Source organism: Streptomyces sp. NBC_00443, assembly GCF_036014175.1.
In the GTDB taxonomy this organism is placed as follows: domain Bacteria; phylum Actinomycetota; class Actinomycetes; order Streptomycetales; family Streptomycetaceae; genus Streptomyces.
Genome location: NZ_CP107917.1, coordinates 754148 through 778698, shown reverse-complemented (window position 1 = coordinate 778698; position 24551 = coordinate 754148). Strand labels below are relative to the sequence as shown.

The following is a 24551-nucleotide window of genomic DNA, read 5'->3' as shown; positions in this document are numbered from 1 at the left end:
CGTCTGCGCCTCCTTCTTCGGTCAGGGTCGCCCGTGCGCCGGTACCCGCTCGGCCTCCGGGACCGGCCCGGGCGGTGTCCCGTCGCCGAACGGCCTGCCGCCCAGCTCCTGACGGTGATGCGGCGTCAGCCAGCCGGACAGGTCCGGCCCCAGGGGCACGATTCCGGTCGGATTGATGCCGCCGTGGACTCCGTAGTAGTGCCGTTTGATGTGGTCGAAGTCGACGGTGTCACCGAACCCCGGCGTCTGGTAGAGGTCGCGGACGTACGCCCACAGCACCTGGTTCTCCGTCAACTTCCAGCGGTTGCACTTGAAGTGACCGTGATAGACGGCGTCGAAACGGACCAGTGTCGTGAACAGCCGGATGTCCGCCTCGGTGATCGTGTCGCCGACCAGATAGCGCTGCCCTTCCAGTCGCCCGGCCAGCAGTTCCAGCCGCCGGAACAGACGCGCGTACGCGTGCTCGTACTCCTGCTGCCCGGTGGCGAAGCCCGCCCGGTACACCCCGTTGTTGACGTCGTCGTACACGTCCGCCATCACGGCGTCGATCTCGTCCCGCAGCCCCTGCGGATAGAGATCGGGTGCCCCCTCGCGGTGCAGGGCCGTCCACTCGGTGGCGAAGTCGACGGTGATCCGCTGGTAGTCGTTGGTGACGAGCCGGCCGCTGGGCACGTCCACGATCGCGGGGACGCTGACGCCGCCCGGGTAGCCGGTCTCCCGCTTGTCGTAGGCCTCGCTGAGGTAGCGGATGCCGAGCACCGGGTCGCGGTCGTCGGGGTCCAGCGTGAAGCGCCAGCTGCGGTCGTCCTGGATCGGGTCGGCGACCGCGAGGGACAGGGCGTCCTCCAGGCCGAGCAGCCGCCGGGACACCAGTGACCGGCTCGCCCACGGACAGGCACGGCTGACCACCAGACGGTAGCGCCCCGCCTCCACCGGCCAGCCGTCCCGCCCGTCCGCGGTGATCCGGTCCGTGAAGTGGGCCCTCGACCGCTGGAACCTCTTCCTCCCGTAGGCGGTGTTGCCCCCGCCGCTCATGACCTGGCTCCTCTCTGCCGTACGTGTCCGCCGCATGCCGGGTTCCCCGATCTCACCGAGTCCCCCGAAATCCGCCGACGGCACGGTGTGAGCCCCATCGACCGGGGCAGTCAGTGACAAATGAGCAGCACGTCCACAGAACCGAAGGCCGACCGCAGGACCCGCGTCACCGTTCTGGTGGCGCTCACGGCCAATCTCGTCATCGCCGTGGCCAAGGCGGTCGGCGGACTCCTCGCCCAGTCACCCGCGCTGCTGTCGGAAGCGGCGCACTCCGTGGCGGACAGCATGAACGAGGTCTTCCTGCTGGCCGCGCTGCGCCGCAGCCGCCGCCCCGCCGACGCCCGCCATCCCTTCGGCTACGGCAAGGAACGCTTCTTCTGGTCACTGCTCGCGGCCGTCGGCATCTTCGTGATGGGCGGGTGCTTCTCCTTCTTCCAGGGCTTCGAGGCGCTGCGCGGCGGCGGTGAGGAGAAGTTCACCGGCTATGTGGCGGGAATGGTCGTGCTCGGTGTGGCCTTCGTCGCCGAGGGCCTGTCGCTCCTGCGGGCGCTGTACCAGGTACGCCGACAGGGCGGCGCCGCCGGCGGCCTGCGGGACCCCGCCCTGCGCACGGTCGTGGCCGAGGACGGCACGGCGGTGATCGGGGTGACCCTCGCCTTCGCCGGCATGGCGTTGCACATGGTCACCGGTCAGGTCGTGTGGGAGGCGTCCGCGTCGCTGGCGATCGGCGCACTGCTCGTCTACGTCGCCTTCCGCCTGGGCCGCGACGCCCGCGACCAGCTGATCGGGGAGGCCGCGGACCCGGAGGCCGCCGCCCGGATCCGGGCGCTGCTGGCGGCCCTGCCGGTGATCGACAGCGTGGAAGCGCTGCTCACGATTAAGACCGGTCTGGAAACGGCTCTGGTGGCGGCCCGGGTCGATCTGGTGCCCGGGATCGACAGCGAGCAGGTGGAGGAGGTCGCCGTCCGCATCAAGTGGTCCATCGCCCGGACCGTGGCCGAGGCGGACCAGATCTTCCTCGACGTGACCGAACGCTCCGCGCGTGAGGCACAAGGAAGCCCCGCCGCGACGGGGGAACGCGGCGGGGCCTGACGCACGTGTGCCCGGCGAACGGGGGTTCATGCGTTCCCCGGGAGAAAAAGTGCCCGGAGCCGCGACCGGTCCCTGCGGAGGCCCGGTCCGGCCTTCTTCCGGGCCTTCCTCGGGGCCTGATCAGTCCTGGTCGAACGGCTCCAGGACGAAGACCGGGATCACCCGGTCCGTCTTCTGCTGGTACTCGGCGTACGGCGGATACGCCGCGACGGCCCGCTCCCACCACGCGTCCTTCTCCGCACCGGTGATCTCGCGGGCCTTCATGTCCCGCTTCACCGAGCCGTCCTGGAGCTCCACATGGGGGTCGCCCTTGACGTTGTGGTACCAGACCGGGTGCTTGGGCGCCCCGCCGAGCGAGGCCACCGCGGCATAGCGGCCGTCGTGCTCGACACGCATCAGGGGCGTCTTGCGGATCTTTCCGCTCTTGGTGCCCCGGGTCGTGAGCAGGATCACGGGCAGCCCCGTGTCCATCAAGGTCGTGCCCTCGGTGCCGCCGGAGCTCTCGTACAACTCCACCTGATCGCGCACCCATTTGGTCGGGCTGGGCTCGTACTCGCCGTCAAGAGGCATGGCATCGGTCCCATCGTCGTGTCTGGTACTGACTGACGTGTGCTGCAACGCCGTTGCGTGCAAGATTCATCCTGCGGCGACTACACCAGCATCCGCACGCCCAACGCCAGGATCACGCCGCTCGACACAAGCGCCGTCACCAGCCGCCCGCGATGCCCCGTCAGCACTCGCCCCAGCAGCGCCCCGCCCCCGGCGAGCAGCAGCTGCCAGCTCGCCGACGCGGCGAAGGCGGCCAGGACGAAAACCCCCTGGTCCACGGGTTGTACGGGGCCCGTCACCCGTGTGCCGAGGACGAGGGCGGCGAAGTAGATCACGGTGGTCGGGTTGAGCAGCGTGATGCCGAGCAGTGCCAGGTAGGCGCGTGCCGGACTCGGGGGAGGGGGCGTGGAGCGTGCGGTGGCGAGCCGGTGTTCGCGGTACTGGCGTACGGCTGTCACCGCGCCCCGGACCGCGAGGGCGGTCAGCACCAGGGCGGAGGCCCAGCGCAGCGGCACCAGCACCGGACGCAGCGCGGCGGCCAGTGCGGAGCCGCCGAGGGTGGCGACGAGGGCGTAGAGCCCGTCGGCGGTAGCCACGCCGAGCGCGGCACAGATGCCGGTCCGCAGGGACGTGCGGGCGGTGAGGGAGACGAGGTAGGTGGCAACCGCGCCGACGGGGATGGCGATGCCATAGCCCGCGAGCAGTCCCGCGACGAGCGAGGCGCTCACGACGTGGGAAGCGTCGGCCTCCACGGTCGGCCGGGCTGCTGCTGGAACGGCACCGGGCGAAGGGTGTCGGTCAGCGGCAGGAAGGCGATGGTCGTAGGCATGGCCGGATTGTGTGGGTGGCGGCCGCGCGCCATCAAGCGAATTTCGGCGGAGATCCGGCCGGGCGGGCCCGAGCTCGAAGCTCTGTGCGATCTTCCACGGTCTCTGTGCGACCATCCCCGGCCAGATTGCCCGTGCGGCTGATCTGGCCGAACTTGACGTCGTCCATTGGATGCCCCGGGCATCTAATGAAGATCGGCACGACGCACTCTTCGTCTGTGAGGTCTTCCATGACGGACATGACGGAATCCCACACCGTCGCCTTCCCCCAGAGCCGCAGCTGTCCGTACCACCCGCCCACCGCCTACGACCCCCTGCGTGACGCGCGCCCGCTGGCCCGCGTGAAGCTCTACGACGGCCGACTCGTCTGGCTGGTCACCGGCCACACGCTCGCCCGCACCCTGCTGGCCGACCGGCGCCTGTCCACCGATCCCAACCGGCCCGAATTCCCCGCGACCAACGCCCGGTTCGCCGAGGTCCGCCGCCGGAAGGCCGCGCTGCTGGGTGTCGACGACCCCGAACACCGCGTCCAGCGGCGGATGATGATCCCCAGCTTCACCCTCAAGCGCGCCGTCGAACTGCGCCCGCGGATCCAGACAATCGTGGACGAGCGGATCGACGCGATGATCGCCCAGGGGCCGCCCGCCGAACTGGTGAACGCTTTCGCCCTGCCGGTGCCGTCGATGGTGATCTGCGCCCTGCTCGGTGTCCCCTACGCGGACCACGAGTTCTTCGAGGGCCAGTCCCGCAGGCTGCTGCGCGGGCCGACGGCCGCCGACTCCATGGATGCACGCGGCCGTATGGAGGCCTACTTCGAGGAGCTCATCGACCGCAAGCAGAAGCAGGGGGAGGCTGCGGACGGCGTCCTGGGCGAACTCGTCCACCAGCAGCTGCGCAACGGCGATCTGGACCGCGAGGAGCTCATCGCCATGGCGATCATCCTGCTGGTCGCCGGCCACGAGACGACGGCCAACATGATCTCCCTGGGCACCTTCACGCTCCTGCAGCACCCCGAGCGCCTGGCCGAGTTGCGCGCCGACCCGGCACTGCTGCCCGGCGCGGTGGAGGAGCTCATGCGGATGCTGTCGATCGCCGACGGGCTGCTTCGGGTCGCCGTCGAGGACATCGAGGCGGAGGGCGAGACGATCCGGGCGGGCGACGGCGTACTTTTCTCGACCTCGGTCATCAATCGCGACGAGGCCGTCTACCCCGACCCGGACGCCCTGGACTGGCACCGCCCGGCCCGCCACCACGTGGCCTTCGGCTTCGGTATCCACCAGTGCCTCGGTCAGAACCTGGCCCGCGCCGAGATGGAGATCGCCCTGCGCACCCTCCTCGACCGCCTGCCGACCCTGCGGCTTGCCGTCCCAGCGGAGGAAATCCCCTTCAAACCCGGCGACACGATCCAGGGGATGCTGGAACTCCCCGTGACCTGGTAAGAGGCTCCGGTCATGCACAACGAAACGCGCGAAACGCGCGAAGCAGACGAGATGCACATCGACATCGACCACGACCTCTGCGTCGGCGCCGGCCAGTGCGCCCTGGTCGCCCCGTCCGTCTTCACCCAGGACGACGACGGCTTCAGCGCCCTGATCCCCGGCCGCGAGGACGGCGGCGGCGACCCGCTGGTGCGGGAGGCCGCCCGGGCCTGCCCGGTCAGCGCCATCACCGTGTCGGAAACGGGGAGTTGAGGCCCGGCGTATCAAGTACGGCCCCGTTGGCCCGCAGCTCCGTCGCCGCTCTCGGCGGCAGGGCTGCGGGGTCGGCCGGGCGGACGTGGGGCGCCGGCGGGAACGCCCCGCCGCCCTGCCGGCGCCGGTCGGGTCGGCCCTGAGCTCTGTCGTCTAGCGCGCCGCCAGCAGTGACCGCGCCGCCTCGCGGGCCTCGGCCGCCGGTCGGGTGCTGCCCGTGATGCCCGCCGTGACCATGGCGCCCTCGGCCAGCAGATACAGCTGTCCCGCCAGGGCCTCGGGCAGCCCGGCCGCCGTCACCAGTGAGCCGACGTAGTCCCGGAACGCCCGCTTGTGTGCCCGGACCTGGTCCGCCACCCGCTCCGACCGGGCGCCCAGCTCGCCGTACGAGTTGATCCAGGCGCACCCGCGGAAGTCCACCTCGCCGAACCACTCCTCCAGCCAGTCGAAGACGGCCAGGAGCCGCTGCTTCGGGTCCGCCTGCCGCTCCACGTGGGCGGCGAGCTGCCCGCGCCAGCGCACGTCGCGTCGCTCCAGATACGCCTCGACCAGCTGTTCCTTCGCTGGGAAGAGCTGATAGAGGCGCTTCAGTGAGACCCCGGACTCGCCGCGGATGTCGTCCATGCCGACGGACTGGATGCCGCGGCCGTAGAACAGCTTCTCCGCTGCGTCCAGTGCCTGCTCCCGGGCGGTAGCGCTGTCCATGTGCGGCCTCTCCTTGACGTGAGAACGAGCGTTCTCCTACCGTAGCAGGAGAGCGGAGAACGCACGTTCTCCCAGCGCCTGCCGCCGTTTCGACCCCGGAGGACGACATGACCGACCGACCGCCCCTACCGCCGTTCACCCGCGAGAGCGCCGCACAGAAGGTGCAGGCCGCCGAGGACGCCTGGAACACCCGCGACCCGCACAAGGTGGCCCTCGCCTATACGGAGGACTCCGTCTGGCGCAACCGCGACACCTTCGTCACCGGCCGCGCCGAGATCGTCGAGTTCCTCACCGCCAAGTGGGCGCGCGAGCAGGAGTACGCGCTGCGCAAGGACCTGTGGGCCTTCGACGGCGACCGCATCGCGGTCCGCTTCCGGTACGAGTGCCGGGACGCCGACGGCCGGTGGTGGCGGTCGTACGGCAACGAGTTGTGGGAGTTCGACGGGCACGGGCTGATGACCCGGCGCGAGGCGAGCATCAACGACGTGCCGATCGAGGAGAAGGACCGCCGGATCCTCGGCCCTCGGCCCGAGAACGAGCGCGGGCTCACCTTCCCGCTGCAATAGGCCCGTTGCGGAGGCTGAGTAGGGTTCCCGGGTGACCCAACAGGCCCGGAAACCCTTCCTCTACGTCATCGTCTGCGCCGCCGGGATCGCCGCGGACGTCAGCAAGCTCATCACCGCCGCGCAGGAGCGGGACTGGGAGGTCGGCGTCATCGCGACGCCGGTCGCCATGAACGGCTTCTTCGACACCGCCGCCGTCGAGGCCCTGACCGGCCGCCCGATCCGCTCGGCCTGGCGCACGCCCGCCGACCCGCGCCCCTTCCCGGCGCCGGACGCCGTCGTCCTCGCCCCGGCCACCTTCAACACGATCAACAAGTGGGCCGCCGGCATCGCCGACACCCTCGCCCTGGGCACCCTGTGCGAGGCGTCCGGCCTCGGTGTCCCCGTCGCCGTGCTGCCCTGCGTCGCCGACGCACTCGCCGCCCATCCCGCCTACGGGGACAGTCTGATACGGCTGCGGGGGATGGGCGTGCGCTTCGGGGATCCGTACTCCGGCGAGGCGGGAGAGGACGGTGGGCGGCCGGAGTTCGGCTGGGAACGGGCGCTCGATCTGCTCGATCGCGGCTGGCCGGGCACCCGATGACGAGATCCCGTGGGCCGCCACTGACGGAACCGGTGTCGAGCGTGCCCGACCACGTACGCTCCCCCTGGTACCCCACCCCGAAGGCAGGAGCAGCAACGATGCAGTACGTGAAGCTCGGTTCGACGGGCCTGGACGTGTCGCGGATCTGTCTGGGCTGCATGACCTACGGGCTCCCCGACCGCGGCACACACGAGTGGACCCTCGACGAGGAGGCGTCGCGGCCGCTGATCCGGCAGGCACTGGACGCCGGGATCAACTTCTTCGACACCGCCAACGTCTACTCCGACGGCACCAGCGAGGAGATCGTCGGCAAGGCGCTGCGCGACTTCGCCCGCCGGGACGAGATCGTGCTCGCGACGAAGGTCAACGGCCGGATGCGGCCCGGGGCGAACGGCGCAGGGCTCTCCCGCAAGGCCATCATGACCGAGATCGACCACAGCCTCGCCCGCCTCGGCACCGACTACGTCGACCTGTACCAGATCCACCGCTTCGACCCGCACACCCCAGTCGAGGAGACGATGGAGGCGCTGCACGACCTGGTCAAGGCGGGCAAGGTGCGTTACATCGGGGCGAGTTCGATGTACGCCTGGCAGTTCTCCAAGATGCAGCACACGGCCGAGCGGCACGGCTGGACCAAGTTCGTCTCGATGCAGAACTACTACAACCTCCTCTACCGCGAGGAGGAGCGCGAGATGCTGCCGCTCTGCGCCGACCAGGGCGTCGGCGTGCTGCCGTGGAGCCCGTTGGCGCGCGGCCGGCTCACCCGGGACTGGGGCACGGTCACCGACCGCAGCGCGAGCGACAACTTCGGCAGCCGGCTCTACGTCGACGCCGACCGGGTCGTCGTCGAGGCCGTCACCCGCGTGGCGAACGAACGCGGCGTTCCGCGCGCCCAGGTCGCCCTCGCCTGGGTGCTGCACCAGGACCCGGTGACGGCCCCGATCATCGGCGCCGCCAGGCCGCAGCACCTCGAGGACGCGGCCGCCGCGGTGGAACTGGAGCTCACCGAGAAGGAGTTGGAGGAGCTCCAGCAGCCGTACGCGCCGCATCCGGTCATCGGTCACTGACTGCTCGGTCACCGACTAGTGGGGCCCGTCCGGCGAGAACTCGGTGCCGCACGGGCCCGCCCCTTCACTCTCTGCCAACGGCACACGGTCGCCGCTCATCGCCAAGGTCCGGTAGTGCTCACCGATGCGTTCGGTCGAACGCCCCACATAGTGGCCGATGAACGAACGGCGGAACCGGTCCGCCGAGTGGTTGGGCTGCGAACCGTGTACCAGGCTGCCGTTGAAGAACAGGACGTCCCCCGGCTCCATGTCGACGGGCACGGCCGCCAGACCGGGCGGCGGCGGGACGTACTCCCGGGCGAAAGACACCTCGGCGTCGGCCGTTTCCGGGCAGAACACATCCATCTCGTGCGTGCCGGGGACGACTTCGAGCCCGCCGTTGTCCCGGTCGATCACATCGCAGGCGATCCATGCCGCCACACAGGTGCCCGGCTCGACCCGCAGATAGAAGTTGTCCTGGTGCAGCGCCTGCCCCCGGGCCCCCGGCGGCTTGAAGTAGAACATGCTCTGCGCCGCCAGCACCTCCTCCCCGAGCAGCACCTCCAGCACAGTGCGCAGCCGGGCGTCGAGCAGCACCCGCAGTGACAGCTCGTCGATCTCGTGCGGGTGCATCACCCGCGGATACGCGCGCAGCGGGTCGCTTTCCAAGGGACGCGGCTCGAAGTGCCCGGGCACCGGCCCGGCCGCGTGCAGCGCCGCGAACCGGGCGCACAACCGGTCGATCTCGTCGCGGCCGAGCAGTCCGCGTACGACCGTGAAGCCGTCCTCGCGGAACCGGCGGAGCCCGGCCTCGGGCAGGATGGGGGCGTCGGGGGCGCCCATGTCCGTGGCTGTCATGCGTCCACTCCTCGGTCCGGTGTCCTCACACAGACCACGCTAGGCCGACGCCCGCCCGAGGGGGATGACTGTGAGTGCTGACGGATTGCCTGCGGCTGCTGCACCCGGGGATCCTGCCCCGCCGCCCGGACTGGTGGTGGTCGGCCACTTCGACCAGTCGCCGGGGTACGGGATCAGCAGGCCGCGCGGCGCCGACAGCTGGCTGTTCACCTGGACGACCGGCGGACAGGGCCGCCTGCGGCACGGGGGCACCGAGGCGCGGGCCGGTGCCGGGGACCTGGTGGTACTCGCGCCGGGCGTCGCGCACGGCTACGGGGTGGCTCCGGGCGCGCCGCACTGGGCCTTCTGGTGGGTGCACTGCCAGGCCCGCCCCTCCTGGCGGTCCTGGCTGCGCCCGTACGACGCGGGTGAGGGGATGTACGTCGTCACGCCGACGCCGGACGACGTGCACGGCCGTATCGAGGCGGCGTTTCGCCGGATGCTCGACGATGCCCGCTGGACGGGCACGGAGGCGCCGCCGGTGACGGCGCCGGGGGAGGAGTCGGTCGCCGTGGCCCACGGCACCGCGGCCCGCGAGCTCGCCCTGTGCTCCCTGGAGGAGGTCGTCCTGCTCACCGCGGGCACCGCGCCGACCCAGGCGCCCCGGCCCGGCGTGGACCCCCGGGCGCGCCGCGCGCAGGCGCTGATCGCCGCCGACCCGGCCGCCCCGCACACCGTCCGCTCGCTCGCCGAGCACGTCGCGCTCTCGCCCTCCCGGTTCGCCCACCTCTTCACCCAGCAGCTCGGGCAGTCCCCGATGCGCGCGCTGCGCGAGGCGCGGCTGCGGCACGCCGCCCGGCTGCTGGAGAGCACCGACCTGTCCGTGGAACGCGTCGCGGCCGCCTCGGGGTTCGCCAGCCCGTTTCACTTCAACCGCGTGTTCCGTGATCGGTACGGGAGACCGCCGGGCGCGTACCGGGGGAGTGGGCCAATGGTTGGCGCCCGACTTGTGAAGGAGCGGTGAAGGTGTTCGCATCCGTATGACCAGGCAAAAAAGTCGGAGATCACCTGCTCAATGGTTCCCGGGGTTCGGCCCGAAAGGGTGTTGAGTGAATACCGTTTCCAATTGCCTTGCCGATAGGCCGCAATGCCCGGGCCGCTTATTGACCGCTCGTCAAACAGTGATCGCCCGGCACGCAATGCGCAAAAACTGGAACCGGTTGTTCTCTGTCCCTGACCTGTGCAAAGGTGTGTCTCGCTCCCTCCGCGCCCGCGCTTCACAAGAGCCGCGTCCGGAGCATACTCATTGGTATGGACCTTCAATGCCGCATGCCCTCCGGAGGAATGCCGCCGTGCGTGACGCAGGCCTGTCGAATTCCCCCAGCGACGACCGCCTCTTTGATGTGACGGATGCTCAACTGAGCGCCGAACTGAAGAAGTGGACGGGGGTGACACCGGCGCTGCACCCCGTCGGTGAACTCCTCGACCGGCACTGGGAAGCGGGATTCGCCTACGCACGGCTGTGCACCGCCGACGTCCGGTCCGCGGGAATGCTCACCACCGCGGCATTCACCCGGCTATTCGGTGAAACGCTGCGACAGACCGGACCGACGGCCGCGTGGCGCCCCCAACTCCTCGTCACCGTGCGCCGTATCGCGGCGGAGTGGGACACCGAACGCAGACGGGAGCTGCTCCACCCCGCGCTGCAGTCCGAGGCGGAGGGCGCGGAGCTCGTGGCCGCCCGTCTGCTTCCGCCCGCGAACCGCCGACTGCTGTCCGGGGCCTTCCAGCGGCTCCCCCAGTCGGCCCGCTGCCTGATGTGGCACACCGAGGTCGAGGCCGAACCGCTCGCCGTGCCGGCCGGACTGCTCGGCCTCGACGCGGAGTCCGCCCGCGTCGAACTGGGCCGCGCCAACGAGCGGTTGCGCGAGGAGTGCCTCCAGGTCCACCGCGAGCTGGCCCCCGAGCACGAGTGCCGGCAGTACCTGCGGATGCTGGATGTGACGTACCGCCGCGGCGGCGTCGACGTCGACCCCGACCTGCGCGGCCATCTGGACCGCTGCGAGCACTGCAGCGAGGCCGCCTGCCAGCTCGCCTTCTTCAACGACGGGCTCGGCGCCGCACTCGCGGAGGCGGTGCTCGGCTGGGGTGCGCGGGAGTATCTGGAGTCGAGAGCGAGACAGGCGGAGGCACCGGCCGCGGCGGAGCCGGCCGCGGCACCGCCGATCGTCGGCGAGTCGTTCTTCGCGGACGGAGCCGCCGCTTTCGCGCCACCGGAAGATGCCGCTGCCGTCCAGGGAGCCGCCCCGGGAAGTGCTCCCGCTTCCCCGGTGAATTCCCGTGCCTCCGCGGGCCGAAGGCGCCGTGCCCCTGCCGCAGAGAGCTTCGCCGCCGGTGGTGAGTCGCCGGCCTCTGCCGCAGAGACGCCGGCCTTCCCGGAACAGCCCGCCGCCCCCGCCGGTGTGCCCTTCACCGCGGCGGGCGAGCCCTTCGCCCCTGCCGCCGAGTCCTTCGCCGCCCCGGACATGGTCTCCTCCCCCGCGGAGGCCGGCCCCCGAACCACCCGCAGGGCCGCCCGCAGGACGGCTCGGGAAACCGACCCCGCCGCGCGTTCCGCCGCCACCCGCACCTGCTCGGGACGCGTGGCCGTCAAGGCCGCCCGCCGCGCCGCCCGGCGCCGCAACCTCACCGCGGCCGTCGCGACCGTCAGCGCCCTCGTCGTCCTCCCGCTCGTCATCTGGTCCACCAACGGATCCGGAGACGGTTCCGCTCCGGCCGCGGCCGACCGGCCCACCGAGACGCCGGGCCCCGGCACGGGCTCCGCCACCAGCAACCCCTCCTGGGCGGGCGCCGCGGAGGCCGCGAAGGGCGAGCTGCAGGGCCGGCTCTACAACATCGGGTCCGGGCTCTGCGTCGGCGTCGTCGGCGGGAAGGCCGTCAAGAACGCGGAGACCGAACTCACCAAATGCTCCTCGGCGGCGGCCGGTCAGCAGTGGTCGTACGAGACCGACGGACTGGTGCGCAGCGGCGCGAACCCCGATCTCTGCCTCGACTCCCACCTCGGCTACTCCGTCCGGCTGGCCCCCTGCACGGGTGCCACCGACTCCGCGACCAAGAACGTCCGCTACGACTTCACGCTCCAGGGCACCCTGGTCCCGCGCTTCAACCAGGACCTCGCCCTGAGCCCCGCCGCCACCGACGGTTCGGGCGCGCTGGTCCTCAAGACCCGCGAGGACGACAGCGACGCCCAGCACTGGGTGATCGACACGTCGAAGCCGGAGCTCCAGCTGGAGGTCGTCAACTGGGACTCGGAGGCGGAGAGGGTGAAGACGGCCGACCCGACCCCCACCCCCACCCCGCGTCCGTCGAAGACGCCGACGCCGGAGCCGACCCCGTCCGCGACCCCGACGGCATCGCAGCCGACGGCGACGAGCCCGACCCCGAGCGACGCGTCCTGCTACTACTACCCCTACTCCTGTTCGTCGGACGGCCAGAACGGCTGGTCCGGCGGAGGGTACGGGGGGTCCGGCGGCTATGGCGGCTACGGCGGGAATGGCGGTTACGGCTACGGCGGCTACGGCGGTGGCGGCCGGCGCTGAGCCGGAACCGACTGATCAGCCACCGGTCCCGGGCTGGAACACCGTCAGTCGCACTGAGGACTCGTTCCCGGCCACGGGCACCTCACCGGCCGTCCACGCCACCTCGATCGACTCCCGTTCGTCGGGCGGCGTCACAAGCAGCGCCGTCGGCAGGGCCGTACGGGCCCCGCTGATCTCGGGGCTGGCGAAGGACAGCCCCGCCCAGGCGCTCCGGCCCGGGGCCAGCGTGACGGCCGTCGGCGTGTCCGGGGAGCGCTTCGGGTCCGGGCCGAGTTGCTTGCCGGCCGCGTCCACGAAGGCGGCACCCGGGTAGCCACGGACCGTGCAGGTGCGGTCGGTCGTGTTGGTCAGCACGATCGGGAAGTTGCGCTGTCCGGCCCCTGGACTGGGGCGGCCGATTTTCGCGCGCAGCTCGGCGGTGTGGCAGCGCGGGGCGGCGGCGCCCGACTGGGTCACGGGGCTGCCGGTGTCGGCGGGGCCCGTACCGGTCGTGGCAGGTCCGGTCGTGCCGGGCCCGGTCGTGGGGCTCCCGGTGCCGGCCGTGGGCGGTCCGGTCGTTCGGTCGCTCGTGCCGGCCGGTGTCTGTGCGGTGCCCGTGGAGTCGGCGCCGTTGGCGCAGCCGGCCAGCAGGCCCACCAGCGCGACGGCGCGCACGAGGGAGTCGCTCGGTGTAAGGGGTGGAGTGTCCGTGCACGTCCCATGTCTGTCACGCCTCCCCGTTTTCCGGACGAGTAGTCACCCCAAGTCGAGGAGTCACCCCTCGCCGAGGAGCCCGATCTCCGCCCAGATCGTCTTGCCGTCCGGCGTGTGCCGGCTGCCCCAGCGCTGGGTCAGCTGAGCGACCAGCAGCAGCCCGCGGCCACCCTCGTCGAACGTCTTGGCACGGCGCAGATGCGGTGCCGTGTGGCTGGTGTCGGACACCTCGCAGATCAGCGTCCGCGCGTCATGGATCAGCCGGAGCCGAATGGGGTGGATGCCGTAGCGGATGGCGTTCGTCACCAGCTCGCTCACCACCAGCTCGGCCGTGAACGACGCCTCGCTCAGATTCCAGATGTCGAGCTGCTCCAGGACCTGCTTGCGGATGGGTGCGACGAGCGCCGGGTCCGCGGGGATGTCCCAGGTCGCGACCCGGGAGGCGGGCAGCCCCTGAGTGCGGGCCAGGAGCAGGGCCACGTCGTCCGCGACGCCTCCCGCCGGGAGCAGGGCGCTCAGGACGCGGTCGCAGGTCTCTTCCAACGAGTCGGAGGAGGCCGCCAGCGCCTCGCACAGGAGTGAGTGGCTGGCGTCGACGTCACGCACCCGGGTCTCGATCAGGCCGTCGGTGTAGAAGGACAGCACCGTACCCTCGCGCAGCTCGATCTCGGCGGACTCGAACGGCAGCCCGCCCAGGCCCAAGGGTGGCCCCGCGGGCAGCTCGATCTCCCGCGGTTCGCCGCCGGGCGGGACCATGACGGGCGCGGGGTGCCCGGCCCGGGCCAGCGTGCAGCGCCGGGAGACCGGGTCGTACACGGCGTACAGGCAGGTGGCGCCGACGTCGCCGGAGCTGCCCTCGGTGCCCGCCTCGTCGGACAGCCGTACGACCAGATCGTCGAGGTGGGTCAGCAGCTCGTCGGGCGCGAGGTCGATGTCGGCCAGGGTGCGCACGGCGGTGCGCAGTCTGCCCATGGTGGCCGAGGCCTGGATGCCGTGGCCGACCACGTCCCCGACGACCATCGCCACCCGCATCCCGGACAGCGGGATCACGTCGAACCAGTCGCCGCCCACGCCGGAGCGCGCCGCCGGGAGATAGCGCGAGGCCGCTTCGAGCGCGGCGGTGTGCGGCAGGGACCGGGGCAGCAGGCTGCGCTGCAGGGCGAGGGCGGTCTCCCGTTCGCGGGAGTAGCGGCGGGCGTTGTCGATGCAGACGGCCGCGCGTGCCGTGACCTCCTCGGCCAGCAGCACGTCGTCGGGCGTGAACGGCTCGGGGTTCTTGAAACGGCTGAGCACGGCGACCCCGAGGGTGGTGCCACGCGCCTGGATCGGCACGGACATGGTGGTGTGGATGCCGTACGCCTTGATCCGCTCTGCGCGCTCGGGATCCCAGGCGAGCCACTGCGCGAGGTCGTCGGTCGACGTCGAGGCCACGATGGTGTGGCCCGCCAGCAGCGCGTCCGCCTGCGGCGACGGGGCGGGGTACACATCCACATGGCCCGGCTTGACCACGGCTTCGGGGTTGCCCGTGTTGACGGACCGGTGGGCGGCCCGGCGCAGGCCGATCGGGGCGGTCGGCCGGCCGGTGGGTGATTCGCCGCCGTGCTCCGGCGGGTCCAGCAGGTCGACGCTGACGAAGTCGGCGAGGGCGGGGACACAGATGTCCGCCAGCTCCTGGGCCGTGCGTGTGACGTCGAGGGTGGTGCCGATGCGGACGCTGGCCTCGTTCACCAGCTGCAGTCGCTCCTGGGCCATGTACTGCTCGGTGAAGTCGTGCGCGGCGACGGACACGCCGCGCACCCGCCCCTTGGCGTCGGTGATCGGGGCCATTCGGGCCAGCCAGGCGTGCGTCCGGTCACCTCCGACCGGGATGTACGTCCGCACATCGGTGCCCCGGCCCGTGGTGAGCACGCGAAGGAGGTGCCGCTCGATGTCGTAGCTCTGACGTCTGCCGGTCAGCTCGGGTGCCCGCAGCCCCCGTACGTGCTCCTCGGAGAGCTGCAGGACCTCCGCCATGACGGCGTTGATCTTGCGCAGCCGGAGCCGCTCGTCATAGACCGCGATGGCGCAGGGTGATTCGAGGAGCCCGACATGGTCCAGCGGGTCGTCCGGCGGGCGTGGGCCCTGCCCTTCGAGCGGCGTGACCACGAGCCAGCGAAAGGGGCCGCCACGCTCCGGCCGTACCCGGTGGGCGAGCACCCACACGGACAGCGTGCCGCCCTCGCGGCGGCGCAGGGTGAGGATGCCGTCCCAGCGGTTGCCCGGCGGAGCGTCGACCCCCTGCCCGTCGGCCAGCAGCTCAGCGGCCGGGCGACCCACGACCTCGGCGGCCCGGTGGCCCAGCAGCCGCTCGGCACCGGCGCCCCACTCGACGAGCACACCGTCGTCGTCGATGACAGCCCGGGCCGTCGCGGCCTCGTCGAACGGGTACTCCGGGCTCATGCTCGCCACTCCAACGCGCACACTCACGGTGAACAAGCGTGTCAGCTGGGCTCCAGCCTAGTGCGTCGGCGACTCTCCCGTACTGGTACGTCCGCGGGAGCCCTTGACTGCGCGGTGCCGGGGAGAGGGGCGAGGGGCGGTGCGCATCAGCGAGGTGGCGGTGCCGACGAACTGAGTCGGTGAGCGGTCGGGACGGAAAGAGGTTCCACCAGTCCCGCCCTGACTGTTGACGGGGTGTCATGTCGCCAACAAGCATGGGCGGCGTCCGCCTCTGGGAGCGCTCCCACCCCGAGCGTCACCCGTACCTCCCCCGAGGAGCCCAGACGTGAAACGACGCAGAACCACCCTGTTGTCCCTGACGGCCCTGCTGGCGGCGGGACTCACCGCACTCCCGGCCGCCCCGGCCGGCGCCGATGAGGTCGAGCAGCTCAAGAACGGCACCTTCGACACCACCACCGAGCCGTGGTGGACGAGCAGCAACGTCACCACGGGCCTGTCCGACGGGCAGCTCTGCGCCGACGTGCCCGGCGGCACCGCCAACCCCTGGGACGCGGCCGTCGGACAGAACGACATCTCCCTGGTGAAGGGGGAGTCGTACCGTTTCTCCTTCACCGCGAAGGGATCGCCCGAGGGGCATGCCGTGCGGGCGATCGTCGGCCTGTCGGCGGCGCCGTACGACACCTACTTCGAGGTGACGCCGCAACTGAGCGTCTCCGGGAACTCCTACGCGTACACCTTCACCTCGCCCGTCGACACCCCGCAGGGCCAGGTCGCCTTCCAGCTCGGCGGCAGCGCGGACGCATGGCGCTTCTGCTTGGACGACGCGTCGCTGCTGGGGGGTGTCCCACCCGAGGCGTACGAGCCGGACACCGGGCCCCGGGTGCGGGTGAACCAGGTCGCCTATCTGCCCGCCGGACCGAAGAACGCCACGCTGGTCACCGGCGCGACCGGGAAGCTGCCCTGGCAGCTCAACAACGCCTCCGGTGCTGTCGTCGCGCACGGCTGGACCGTGCCGCGCGGCACCGACGCCTCGTCCGCGCAGAACGTCCACTCCATCGACTTCGGCACCTACCGCAAGCAGGGTGAGGGCTTCACGCTCGTCGCCGACGGGGAGACGAGCCGACCCTTCGGCATCGGGACGGCCGCCTACGACCGACTGCGCCTGGACGCCGTGAAGTACTACTACACGCAGCGCAGCGGCATCGCGATCCGCGACGATCTGCGCCCGGGCTACGCTCGCCCCGCCGGACACGTCGACGTCGCACCCAACCAGGGCGACGGCGAGGTGCCCTGTCAGCCGGGTGTCTGCGACTACCGGCTCGATGTCACCGGCGGCTGGTACGACGCCGGCGACCACGGCAAGTACGTTGTCAACGGCGGCATTTCCGTGTGGGAGCTGCTGAGCACCTACGAACGCGAACGGCTGGCCCGCACCGGGGAGCCGAAGAAGCTGGGCGACGGCACGCTCGCCATCCCGGAGAGCGGCAACAAGGTGCCGGACATCCTCGACGAGGTCCGCTGGGAGCTGGAGTTCCTGCTGAAGATGCAGGTGCCGGCGGGTCAGCCGCTGGCCGGCATGGCGCACCACAAGATCCACGACGAGCAGTGGACGGGCCTGCCCCTGCTGCCGAGCGACGACCCGCAGAAGCGTGAGCTGCATCCGCCGTCCACCGCGGCGACCCTGAACCTGGCGGCGACGGCCGCACAGGCGGCGCGCCTGTACCGGCCGTACGACAAGGAGTTCGCGGCGAAGACCCTGGCCGCCGCACGGAAGGCCTGGTCCGCGGCGCTCGCGCACCCCGACCGGTACGCCTCCGAGAGCGACGGCATCGGCGGCGGCACCTACGCCGACAGCAACGTCACCGACGAGTTCTACTGGGCCGCGGCCGAGCTGTATCTCAGCACCGGCGAGAAGGAGTTCGCGAACCACGTCCTCAACTCCCCGGTCCACACAGCCGACATCTTCGGCCCGCTCGGCTACGACTGGGCCAGGACCGCGGCAGCGGCCCGGCTGGACCTCGCGACCGTGCCGAGCAGACTGCCCGGGCGGGACAAGGTGCGCCAGTCCGTGATCAGGGGAGCGGACCGCTACCTGGCCACGCTGAGGTCGCAGGCGTACGGCATGCCCTACGCCCCGCCCGAGAACCTCTACGACTGGGGATCGAACCACCAGATCCTGCACAACGCCGTCGTCATCGCGTCCGCCTACGACATCACGGGTGCCTCGAAGTACCGCGACGGTGCCGTGCAGAGCATGGACTATCTGCTAGGCCGCAACGCGTTGAACATCTCGTACGTGACCGGCTACGGCGAGGTCAACTCCCGCAACCAGCACGCCCGTTGGTACGCCCACCAGCTCGACCCGAGCCAGCCGAACCCGCCGGTCGGCACGCTCGCCGGCGGGCCGAACTCCAGCATCCAGGACCCCTACGCACAGAGCAGACTCCAGGGCTGCGTCGGCCAGTTCTGCTACATCGACGACATCCAGTCCTGGTCGACGAACGAGCACACGATCAACTGGAACTCCGCCCTGACCCGGATGGCCTCCTTCGTGGCCGGCCAGGGATAGCCCGGCGCGAGGCCTGTGAGCCCGCCGCCGCTAGGTGCGGTGGCGGGCTCACGGCCATGACCTGCTCGTGTCACCGGGTGATGTTCTTGATCGGGAGCTCCTTGGTCACGCCCGATATGTAGTAGTCCTTGGGCGCCGAGAAGAGCACGAACTCGTTGTCGTAGCCGCGGACCGTGGTGTTGATCGTGAAGTTGCCGGCGGCGTCCGTGGTGGCCTGCGCGTTGTACTCGGTCTCGTAGTACTGCCGCAGGAACACCCGGGTGCCCTCGACCGGGCCGTGCCCGGCGGGCCAGGTGACCTTGCCGGTGACGGTCAGGCGCATACCGGGGCGCACGATGATGTTGCTGACCCGGTAGTTGAGCGAGCTCGCGACGGGCTGGACGCTCACCTCCGCGTCCGCGAACGCCATCTGGCCGTCGGTGGGGGTGTCCGTGTCGTACATGGCACGGAACATCACCTCGTGGCGGGGGTTGAGATAGGGGCTCGGCCGGCCGTCCCAGCGGTCCGCCGGCACGTCCTCCAGCTTGAAGTGCCCCTCGGCGTCCGTGCGGACGGTGCCCAGGCTGCGGGTCTCCCATTCCGTCGGGTCGATGGGGTCGCCCCACGGGTTCCAGGTCCTGAACAGGACGGACTGTTCGAGCTGGACCGGGTGGTTCGCGGCGGGCTTCCCGTCCGGGCCGGTCAGGGTCCCGGTCAGGTCGACCGTGCGGTGGTCGAAGTCGGTGGTGTCGGTGCTGGTGGTGAGGGTCACCTTGTAGTCCCGGTCCGCCGAGTGGGCGGACGGTACGACCACCGCGCTCGCGAGCAGGGTGAGGGCCGCCACGGCGATCGGTCGAGCGGCCAGTAAGCGCATACGCACGTGAACTCCGTTGTGGTGAGACGTGATGTCGTGCCGGGAGCAAGCGGGGATGTGCCGGCATGGGTGTGACACCCGGGACATCACCGGAGGTTGTACGGCATTTCAGAAATACACCGCTGGTGAACCTGGAGTTCGGTGGCAGGTCACCTACTGGTTCCTGTGCGGCTCGTGCTCCACGAGTCGGCCCGGCCGCTCGTGAGCGGTCAGCGTGTGCAGTGCGGCCCGGTCCAGCGGCTGGTGCACCTCGACGTACTCGCCGTGCGGGAGCCGCTTGATCACGCCGGTCTCCCTGCCGTGCAACACCCGCTCCCTGTCCTGGAGTTGGAGTCCCAGGCAGATGCGCCGGGTGACGACGAACACCAGGACCGGGACGGTCAGCGCCGCGATCCGGACCGCCCAGGTCACCGCGTTGATCGACAGATGGAGCCGGGTCGCCACGATGTCGTTGCCGCCGCCGGCCAGGAGGATCAGATAGAGGCTGATCCAGGCCGCGCCGATGCCCGTGCGGACGGGGCGGTTGCGGGGGCGGTCCAGGAGGTGGTGCTCACGCTTGTCGCCGGTGATCCACGCCTCCAGGAAGGGATACACGCCGATGAACACGAGCAGCAGCGGGAAGACCACGACAGGGATCAGCACGCCCAGGACGAGCGTGTGGCCCCACAGGGTGATCTCCCAGCCCGGCATGATGCGGACCAGCCCCTCGGCGAAGCCCAGGTACCAGTCGGGCTGGGCGCCGGTGGAGACCTGGTCCGCGCGGTAGGGGCCGTACGACCAGACCGGGTTGACCGACGCCACCGCCGCGATCACGGTGAGAGCGCCGAAGACCAGGAAGAAGAAGCCGCCCGCCTTCGCCAGGTACACCGGCATGAACGGGGCGCCGACGACGTTGCGTTCGGTGCGTCCGGGACCCGCGAACTGCGTGTGCTTGTGGTAGACGACCAGCAGGACGTGCGCCACGACCAGCGCCGCCATGATGCCGGGGATCACCAGGATGTGCAGCGAGTAGAAGCGGGCCACGATGTCATGGCCAGGGAACTCCCCGCCGAACAGGAACATCGACAGATACGTTCCGACGACCGGCACGGACAGCAGCGCCCCGTTCACGAATCGCAGCCCCGTCCCCGACAGCAGGTCGTCCGGCAGTGAGTAGCCGAACAGGCCCTCGAACAGGCCCAGGAACAGCAGGGTCCAGCCGAACAGCCAGTTGATCTCCCGCGGCTTGCGGAACGACCCCGTGAAGAAGTGCCGCATCATGTGCGTGAGCATCCCGGCGACGAAGACCAGCGCCGCCCAGTGGTGCAACTGGCGCATCAGCAGCCCGCCCCGCACGTCGAAGCTGATGTCCAGCGTGGAGGCGTACGCCTCGGACATGCGGACACCGTTCAGGGGCAGGTAACTGCCGTGGTACGTCACCTCGTTCATCGACGGATGGAAGAAGAGGGTGAGGTACACGCCCGTCAGGATCAGGACGACGAAGCTGTACAGGCATATCTCGCCGAGCAGGAAGGACCAGTGGTCCGGGAAGACCTTGCGCAGGTACTTCCGGCCGAGCGAGTGGATGCCGAGCCGGCCGTCGAACCAGTCCGCCACCCGCTCACCCCTGCCGGGCAGCTCCCGGGCGCTCACGCGTCCTCCCGGTGCACATGCGCCAGCTTGTCGGGGTTGCTCACGACGTAGACGCCGGACACCCGGTCGCCGTCCGGCGTGAGATCCAGGACCAGGACGGCGTACGGCTCCTCGCCCTCGAACAGCACCACCGCGTCGTCACCGTTGACGCGCCGGTGGCGCAGCTCCAGGTTGCCGCCCCCGCCGCCACCCCGGCGCGCGTACGCCCCGAACAGCCGGACCGCCTTGTCCCGGCCGTGCACCGGGCGCAGCCCCGCCGGCTTCCGCTTGCCGCCGGCGTCCGTCCACACCGTCACGTCAGGTGCGAGGATCTCCATCAGCGCGGCGATGTCCCCGCCCACCGCGGCCCGCACGAACCGTTCCGTCGCCTCCCGCCGTACCCGGGGATGCGCCTCGTACAGCGGCCGCCGCGCATGCACGTGCCCCCGCGCGCGATGCGCCAGCTGCCGTACGGCCGCCGGGCTGCGGTCGATGATCTGCGCGATCTCCGTGTGCGGGTATCCGAACACCTCGTGCAGCACGAACACCGCGCGTTCCAGCGGCGTCAGCGACTCCAGGACGACCAGCATCGCCAGCGACACGGACTCGGTGCGCAGGGCAGGATCGTCGTCGGCGTCGTCCTCGCCGCCCGCGACCAGCGGCTCGGGCAGCCACGGGCCGACGTACGTCTCCCGGCGGCGGCTGATCGCGGCCCGCCGCGTCAGCGCGTGGTTGACCGCGATCCGCACGAGATACGCCCGCGGATGGTCGACCCCGTCGAGCGGCGCGCCCTCGTTCCGCGCCGTCCACGACAGCCAGGTCTCCTGGAGTACGTCCTCGGTGTCGGCGACGCTGCCGAGGATGTTGTAGACGACGCCGAACATCAGCTCGCGATGCTCGACGAAGACGCCGGTCGCGTCGTCGGTGACGGATACGGGGGTGTCGGACATGCGTGGGCCTCCCAGTGCGCGCTCACTACTGCGAGGTCCGTCGGGGGCCGGAATGTGACATCCCGCCATTGAATGTGACCCACGTCTCGGTCACGCAGGGGGTGCCGCCTGCGTGACCGGGGTGTCGAACCCCCCTGGTACCGGCGTAGATCGCACTTGACCTGCGAGTATTTACGGGCAAGTACCCGAGCGGTACCGTGAAGGCATGCCAGCTCTGAATGTGGAGTTCAGCGACCGCGAGCTAGAGGACCTGCGGCAGATCGCCAAGGAACGCGGTACGTCGATGAAGGCTCTCGTGCGGGAGGCCGCCGCGGCCGACATAGCCCGGCACCGGGCCCTGCAGGAGGGTGCCGAGGCGTTCCGCCGCTTCTTCGCCTCGCACGCCGACGAATTCGCGGCCGCGTTCCCCGACGACGAACCGTCCGCCAAGGGCGCGGGACGGGCCGCCTGACCGATGGCACCCGTCATTCACATCGACGTGCCCTGGCTGCTCCAGCGGCACGAAGAGGTCCTGCCGGACCAGCCCACGGTCAACGACTTCTCCGCGTTGGTCGCCGCCGTCGCCCGCCATCGCGTGGATCCGCCCCGCCTGGGTGTCGACTCCGACCCGGCCTGGCGGGCCGCGGCCCTGCTGCACACCCTCGCCCTGCTCAAGCCGCTTCCCTCGGCCAACGCCCGCTTCGCCTGCGCGTCCGCGGTGGCCTACATGTTCGTCAGCGGCGTCGGCATCGACCCGCCCTACGGCGCCCTGGTCGACCTCGCGCGTGACCTGATCTCCGGCAAGACCGACGTGTACGGCGCAGCCGACCGGCTGCGCTCCTGGCAGATCTGAGGGCCGCGGTTGTCGATCCCCGTTCCTCCCGCCTCAGGGGCCGCCGACCGAGGGCGGGAGGAACGGGGGTTTCCGAGAGGGCCGATCCCAGTGGACTACGCCGACGTGCGCGTAGGGGAGCGCGCGTGCTGCTCCGGCGCGTGCGGGAGATTCGCACGGGGCGCATGGAATGTCGAAAGCTCACGCAGGGGTGGCCAGTTGCCGCCGTTTCTGACTTTCTTTCAAAGGGGCTGATGTTGCCCGAGTGTCTTGTTGGCCATCCGTGCGCTGTGCAAGGGTGAACCACCCGTGGGGGGTGGAAAAGGCCGGGGCTCATGCGTTCCGTGGGGAACCGGAGCGGATGGGCTTTGGTGAATTCGCGCTCCCCGCGCCCATGCCGAAGAGGTACACACCAAGTCGCTCGGTCCTTTTCGGCGATCAGAACCTCTGAGTCATGAGCGTGGGAAGGAATCCGTTCAGTGCCCACCCCCCACCCCCCTCGCCCTCCTTACCCGCCGCCCGGCGGGGTTCCGGAGGAATCCGACGAAGGTCTCGCCGGCCGGCTCCGGGGCCGTCCGGACGGCGAGGCCGCTCCCTCCGTCGCGCTGCTGATGGCGCGGCACTGGCAACCGGCCCACGAGTACGCGGTGATCTGTCTCGCCTCCCCGGGGACCGCCGCCGACATGGTCACCGCCGCCGCCTTCCACCAGGTCCTCGACCGCCTGGCACTGGGCGAGCCGGCCACCGCAGTGCGCCCCCGGCTCCTCGTCGCGGTCCGGGACGCGGTGCGGCAGTGGTCGGCAGACGAACGAATAGCGAGCGTTCTGCCGGAGCTGGGGAAACCCGCGGGCGGGCGCGGTATGCGTACCGCGAAGTCCATGACGCCCGAAAATCGCAAGCTCGCCGATCGGTCATTCCAGGCGCTTCCGGGACTTGCCCGATGTCTGCTCTGGCATACCGAGGTGGAGGCCGAGCCGGTAAGCGTGCCCGCCGGTCTGTTGGGCATGGATACCGTTACCGCCTCGGCTGCCCTCGAACAAGCGCGTGATAAATTCCGTGAGGGTTGTGTACATGCTCATCGGGAACTCGCGCCGACGAAGGATTGCCGGTTCTACAACCGCCTCCTCGACGTCCCGATTCGCCGGGGCGGGGCCTTGCTGCCGGATGTCCAGCAGCATCTGGCGGAGTGCCGCTACTGCCGTAACGCGGCCGAACAACTGAGCCATTTCGAGGGCGGGCTGGGCGTGCTCATCGCCGAGGCGGTGCTCGGCTGGGGCGCACGCCGCTATCTCGACACCAGACCGGGGCGTACCAAGTCCGACGGACCCCGCGCACGCGGTTCCGCCCGGCACGGCGCCGGACGACGTGGTCTCCTGGCGCGAATCCCCGCGCAGGTTCGCAGGCCGCCCGGTGCACCGCGTTCCTCACGGACCCTGCTCACGGGTGTGGGCCTGGCCTCGGCGGGGCTGATCGCGATCATGCTCGCCGCCGGTCTGCTGTCCGACGACGACGGGGTCGACCCGGCCGCCTCCGCCACCGGCGGCGGCACCGCGACCCAGCTGCCCCCGGCCGTGTCCTCCGCGCCGCCCGGCACGGCCCAACTCCCCAACGCCCCGCGGCAGACCAGGTTGCGCAACGCCGACGCCGACCTGTGCCTCGACATCCGTGGCGAGCCGAAGGAAGGGGCCGGCACCAGGCTGGCCGAGTGCTCGGCCGACGACACCCAGCAGTGGTCGTACGAGACGGACGGCCGGCTGCGCAGCGTGGCGGACCCCGATCTGTGCCTCGACTCGCACGTGGACGCCGGCGTGGTGATCCTCGGCAAGTGCGCCGACGAGGACTCCGAGCGGGGCGACGACGTGCGCTACGACCTCACCGTCCGGGGCGAGTTGCTGCCCCGCTGGGACGAGCAGCTCGCCCTCGCGGCCACAGCGGCGGACACCGTCGCCGAGATCGTCGTCAAGGTCCGCGAGGGCTCCGGTGCCCAGCGCTGGCTCACCGATCCGGCAACATCCGCGAACCCCGGATCGCTGTCGAGCGCGGAGGCCGGGAAGCCTGCGGCGCGGTCGGTGCGAGTGGGGGAGGAGAAGGCGTAGGA

General features: G+C 70.9%; 22 protein-coding genes. 12 read left to right on the top strand and 10 right to left on the bottom strand.

Features of this window, described 5'->3' with window-relative positions; all coding sequences use genetic code 11:
• Window positions 1-21 precede the first annotated feature (21 nt).
• Window positions 22-1035 (bottom strand): glutathione S-transferase family protein, encoded by a 1014-nt coding sequence (locus OHO27_RS03515; RefSeq protein ID WP_328420167.1) that lies wholly within the window; start codon window positions 1033-1035, stop codon window positions 22-24.
• 120 nt (window positions 1036-1155) lie between these two features.
• Between OHO27_RS03515 and OHO27_RS03510 the strand changes: the two genes are divergently transcribed.
• The gene (locus tag OHO27_RS03510; RefSeq protein WP_328420165.1) at window positions 1156-2127 is read left to right on the top strand and encodes a cation diffusion facilitator family transporter; all 972 of its coding nucleotides are present in this window, start codon (window positions 1156-1158) and stop codon (window positions 2125-2127) included.
• Between the two features lie 120 nt (window positions 2128-2247).
• Here OHO27_RS03510 and OHO27_RS03505 read toward each other — a convergent pair whose 3' ends face one another.
• Window positions 2248-2697: a nitroreductase family deazaflavin-dependent oxidoreductase gene (locus OHO27_RS03505; protein ID WP_328420163.1), complete on the bottom strand. Its 450-nt coding sequence runs from the start codon at window positions 2695-2697 to the stop codon at window positions 2248-2250.
• Between the two features lie 80 nt (window positions 2698-2777).
• A complete protein-coding gene (locus OHO27_RS03500; RefSeq protein ID WP_328420161.1) occupies window positions 2778-3404 on the bottom strand; it encodes a LysE/ArgO family amino acid transporter in 627 nt (208 codons plus the stop codon).
• 329 nt (window positions 3405-3733) lie between these two features.
• Here OHO27_RS03500 and OHO27_RS03495 point away from each other — a divergent pair, with 329 nt between their 5' ends.
• Complete coding sequence (locus OHO27_RS03495; protein WP_328420159.1) at window positions 3734-4942, top strand: cytochrome P450; 1209 nt, start codon at window positions 3734-3736, stop codon at window positions 4940-4942.
• A gap of 51 nt (window positions 4943-4993) precedes the next feature.
• Complete coding sequence (locus OHO27_RS03490) at window positions 4994-5194, top strand: ferredoxin (protein ID WP_328430337.1); 201 nt, start codon at window positions 4994-4996, stop codon at window positions 5192-5194.
• Between the two features lie 153 nt (window positions 5195-5347).
• Here the strand turns inward: OHO27_RS03490 and OHO27_RS03485 are convergent, their stop codons facing one another.
• The gene (locus OHO27_RS03485; protein ID WP_328420157.1) at window positions 5348-5899 is read right to left on the bottom strand and encodes a TetR/AcrR family transcriptional regulator; all 552 of its coding nucleotides are present in this window, start codon (window positions 5897-5899) and stop codon (window positions 5348-5350) included.
• Window positions 5900-6006: 107 nt separating this feature from the next.
• On the opposite strand from OHO27_RS03485, the gene OHO27_RS03480 reads away from it, so the two are divergent.
• From OHO27_RS03480 to OHO27_RS03470, 3 genes are all read left to right on the top strand, one after another.
• Window positions 6007-6465: a nuclear transport factor 2 family protein gene (locus OHO27_RS03480; RefSeq protein WP_328420155.1), complete on the top strand. Its 459-nt coding sequence runs from the start codon at window positions 6007-6009 to the stop codon at window positions 6463-6465.
• A gap of 31 nt (window positions 6466-6496) precedes the next feature.
• Window positions 6497-7045, top strand: a complete 549-nt coding sequence (locus OHO27_RS03475) for a flavoprotein (RefSeq protein ID WP_328420153.1) — start codon at window positions 6497-6499, stop codon at window positions 7043-7045.
• A gap of 98 nt (window positions 7046-7143) precedes the next feature.
• Window positions 7144-8112, top strand: coding sequence for an aldo/keto reductase (locus tag OHO27_RS03470; RefSeq protein WP_328420151.1), 969 nt, complete (start codon window positions 7144-7146; stop codon window positions 8110-8112).
• A gap of 15 nt (window positions 8113-8127) precedes the next feature.
• Here OHO27_RS03470 and OHO27_RS03465 read toward each other — a convergent pair whose 3' ends face one another.
• A complete protein-coding gene (locus OHO27_RS03465) occupies window positions 8128-8949 on the bottom strand; it encodes a phytanoyl-CoA dioxygenase family protein (protein ID WP_328420149.1) in 822 nt (273 codons plus the stop codon).
• Window positions 8950-9013: 64 nt separating this feature from the next.
• On the opposite strand from OHO27_RS03465, the gene OHO27_RS03460 reads away from it, so the two are divergent.
• Window positions 9014-9952, top strand: a complete 939-nt coding sequence (locus tag OHO27_RS03460; protein ID WP_328420147.1) for a helix-turn-helix domain-containing protein — start codon at window positions 9014-9016, stop codon at window positions 9950-9952.
• A 328-nt stretch (window positions 9953-10280) separates the two neighbouring features.
• The gene (locus tag OHO27_RS03455) at window positions 10281-12527 is read left to right on the top strand and encodes a ricin-type beta-trefoil lectin domain protein (protein WP_328420145.1); all 2247 of its coding nucleotides are present in this window, start codon (window positions 10281-10283) and stop codon (window positions 12525-12527) included.
• 15 nt (window positions 12528-12542) lie between these two features.
• Here the strand turns inward: OHO27_RS03455 and OHO27_RS03450 are convergent, their stop codons facing one another.
• Window positions 12543-13181, bottom strand: a complete 639-nt coding sequence (locus tag OHO27_RS03450; RefSeq protein ID WP_328420143.1) for a DUF4232 domain-containing protein — start codon at window positions 13179-13181, stop codon at window positions 12543-12545.
• Window positions 13182-13280: 99 nt separating this feature from the next.
• Window positions 13281-15659, bottom strand: a complete 2379-nt coding sequence (locus OHO27_RS03445) for a SpoIIE family protein phosphatase (RefSeq protein ID WP_328420140.1) — start codon at window positions 15657-15659, stop codon at window positions 13281-13283.
• Between the two features lie 325 nt (window positions 15660-15984).
• Between OHO27_RS03445 and OHO27_RS03440 the strand changes: the two genes are divergently transcribed.
• Entirely contained in the window at window positions 15985-18228 is a 2244-nt protein-coding gene (locus OHO27_RS03440; RefSeq protein ID WP_328420138.1) for a glycoside hydrolase family 9 protein, read from the top strand.
• A gap of 70 nt (window positions 18229-18298) precedes the next feature.
• Here OHO27_RS03440 and OHO27_RS03435 read toward each other — a convergent pair whose 3' ends face one another.
• The 3 genes from OHO27_RS03435 to sigJ all read right to left on the bottom strand — a co-directional run bounded on the left by OHO27_RS03435 (window position 18299) and on the right by sigJ (window position 21642).
• Window positions 18299-19087, bottom strand: a complete 789-nt coding sequence (locus tag OHO27_RS03435; protein ID WP_328420136.1) for an acyl carrier protein — start codon at window positions 19085-19087, stop codon at window positions 18299-18301.
• A gap of 147 nt (window positions 19088-19234) precedes the next feature.
• Complete coding sequence (gene qcrB, locus OHO27_RS03430) at window positions 19235-20713, bottom strand: cytochrome bc1 complex cytochrome b subunit (protein ID WP_328420134.1); 1479 nt, start codon at window positions 20711-20713, stop codon at window positions 19235-19237.
• The gene (gene sigJ / locus OHO27_RS03425) at window positions 20710-21642 is read right to left on the bottom strand and encodes an RNA polymerase sigma factor SigJ (protein WP_328420132.1); all 933 of its coding nucleotides are present in this window, start codon (window positions 21640-21642) and stop codon (window positions 20710-20712) included. Before sigJ ends, qcrB begins: the two co-directional genes overlap by 4 nt.
• Window positions 21643-21847: 205 nt before the next feature.
• On the opposite strand from sigJ, the gene OHO27_RS03420 reads away from it, so the two are divergent.
• The 3 genes from OHO27_RS03420 (at window position 21848) to OHO27_RS03410 (ending at window position 24549) form a co-directional block, all read left to right on the top strand.
• On the top strand, window positions 21848-22093 hold the full coding sequence (locus OHO27_RS03420; protein WP_093909931.1) for a hypothetical protein: 246 nt from the start codon (window positions 21848-21850) through the stop codon (window positions 22091-22093).
• A gap of 3 nt (window positions 22094-22096) precedes the next feature.
• The gene (locus OHO27_RS03415) at window positions 22097-22474 is read left to right on the top strand and encodes a toxin Doc (RefSeq protein WP_328420129.1); all 378 of its coding nucleotides are present in this window, start codon (window positions 22097-22099) and stop codon (window positions 22472-22474) included.
• A gap of 458 nt (window positions 22475-22932) precedes the next feature.
• Window positions 22933-24549 (top strand): RICIN domain-containing protein, encoded by a 1617-nt coding sequence (locus OHO27_RS03410; RefSeq protein ID WP_328420127.1) that lies wholly within the window; start codon window positions 22933-22935, stop codon window positions 24547-24549.
• Window positions 24550-24551 lie beyond the last annotated feature (2 nt).

Coding starts and splice junctions, on each gene's coding strand:
- OHO27_RS03480 (WP_328420155.1), top strand. CDS start 6,007: ATGACCGACCGACCGCCCCTACCGCCGTTCACCCGCGAGAGCGCCGCA.
- OHO27_RS03505 (WP_328420163.1), bottom strand. CDS start 2,697: ATGCCTCTTGACGGCGAGTACGAGCCCAGCCCGACCAAATGGGTGCGC.
- OHO27_RS03490 (WP_328430337.1), top strand. CDS start 4,994: ATGCACATCGACATCGACCACGACCTCTGCGTCGGCGCCGGCCAGTGC.
- OHO27_RS03465 (WP_328420149.1), bottom strand. CDS start 8,949: ATGACAGCCACGGACATGGGCGCCCCCGACGCCCCCATCCTGCCCGAG.
- OHO27_RS03415 (WP_328420129.1), top strand. CDS start 22,097: ATGGCACCCGTCATTCACATCGACGTGCCCTGGCTGCTCCAGCGGCAC.
- sigJ (WP_328420132.1), bottom strand. CDS start 21,642: ATGTCCGACACCCCCGTATCCGTCACCGACGACGCGACCGGCGTCTTC.
- OHO27_RS03460 (WP_328420147.1), top strand. CDS start 9,014: ATGACTGTGAGTGCTGACGGATTGCCTGCGGCTGCTGCACCCGGGGAT.
- OHO27_RS03485 (WP_328420157.1), bottom strand. CDS start 5,899: ATGGACAGCGCTACCGCCCGGGAGCAGGCACTGGACGCAGCGGAGAAG.
- OHO27_RS03470 (WP_328420151.1), top strand. CDS start 7,144: ATGCAGTACGTGAAGCTCGGTTCGACGGGCCTGGACGTGTCGCGGATC.
- OHO27_RS03515 (WP_328420167.1), bottom strand. CDS start 1,035: ATGAGCGGCGGGGGCAACACCGCCTACGGGAGGAAGAGGTTCCAGCGG.
- OHO27_RS03495 (WP_328420159.1), top strand. CDS start 3,734: ATGACGGACATGACGGAATCCCACACCGTCGCCTTCCCCCAGAGCCGC.
- OHO27_RS03510 (WP_328420165.1), top strand. CDS start 1,156: ATGAGCAGCACGTCCACAGAACCGAAGGCCGACCGCAGGACCCGCGTC.
- OHO27_RS03420 (WP_093909931.1), top strand. CDS start 21,848: ATGCCAGCTCTGAATGTGGAGTTCAGCGACCGCGAGCTAGAGGACCTG.
- OHO27_RS03445 (WP_328420140.1), bottom strand. CDS start 15,659: ATGAGCCCGGAGTACCCGTTCGACGAGGCCGCGACGGCCCGGGCTGTC.